The sequence below is a fragment of the Methylobacterium sp. E-016 genome (assembly GCF_022829745.1).
In the GTDB taxonomy this organism is placed as follows: domain Bacteria; phylum Pseudomonadota; class Alphaproteobacteria; order Rhizobiales; family Beijerinckiaceae; genus Methylobacterium.
In genome coordinates this window covers 1-1,110 of the sequence record NZ_JAKSYF010000109.1, presented here as the reverse complement: position 1 = coordinate 1,110, position 1,110 = coordinate 1, and the positions used below count along the sequence as shown (strand labels likewise).

1 protein-coding gene is annotated in these 1,110 nt (G+C 72.8%); it reads left to right on the top strand.

Annotation, left to right across the window (positions count from 1 at the left end):
* Nucleotides 1–1,107, top strand: a 1,107-nt coding sequence (locus tag MKK68_RS13620; protein WP_244030723.1) for a polysaccharide biosynthesis/export family protein, incomplete at its 5' end; no start/stop codon positions are given.
* Nucleotides 1,108–1,110 lie beyond the last annotated feature (3 nt).

Genomic DNA, 1,110 nt, shown 5'->3' with positions numbered 1-1,110 from the left:
CCGGCTTCGGGTCCGACGGCGCGTGCCGTGGAGGCGGGGGCGGAGCTGTCGACGCCGGAGGGGCTGCTGGCGCGCTACGAGCTGGTGGACGTGACCCCGGCGGTGATCGAGGCCCTGCGCGGGCGCCCGCTCGACAGCCTTCTGGCCTCCTTCGGCGACAAGCGCCCCTCGATCGAGCCGGTGATCGGCGTGGGCGACTACGTCTCGGTCTCGGTCTGGGAGGCCGGGTCGGGCGGCCTGTTCTCCGGCCCGCTCGTCGCCGACCGCTTCTCCGCCGGCTCGAAGTCGGCGCTGATCCCCGAGCAGGCCGTCGGCCGCGACGGCGCGATCTCGGTGCCCTATGCCGGGCGCATCCACGTCGCCGGACGCCGCACCCAGGACGTCCAGACGCTGATCGAGAACGAGCTCGCCGGCAAGGCGATCCAGCCGCAGGTGCTGGTCTCGGTCACCAAGCCGATCTCCCAGGCCGTCACCGTCACCGGCGAGGCGGTGGCCGGCGCCCGCCTGCCGCTGTCGACCGGCGGCGACCGCCTCCTCGACGTCGTGGCCTCCGCCGGCGGCGTGCGCTCGCCCGTCTCCGAGACCTTCGTGCGCCTCTCGCGCGGGGACCGCACCACCACCGTGCCGATGACGACCCTGGTGGCCAACCCGCGCGAGAACATCTACCTGCGCCCCAACGACGTGCTCACCCTGGTGCGCGACCCCCAGACCTTCCTGGCGGTCGGCGCGCTCGGCAACGCCACCGAGCTGCCGTTCTCGGCCGAGGGCATCACGCTCGCCCAGGCCCTGGCCAAGGCCCGCGGCCTGTCCGACTTCCAGGCCGACCCGGCCGGCACCTTCGTGTTCCGCTTCGAGCCGGCCGCCGTCGTGCGCGGCCTCAACCCGGCCTCGCCGCTCCTGACCACACCCGTGGTCCCGGTGGTCTACCGCATCGACATGCGCGACCCCAACAGCCTGTTCACCTCCCAGGCCTTCCGCATGCGAAACCGCGACCTCGTCTACGTCTCCAACGCCCCCTTCACCGAAGTCTCCAAGGTCGTCAGCGTCTTCTCCACCGTCGCAGGCCCCGTCGCATCCGCAGCCTCCGTCTACGCCTACTCACGGTAGGCG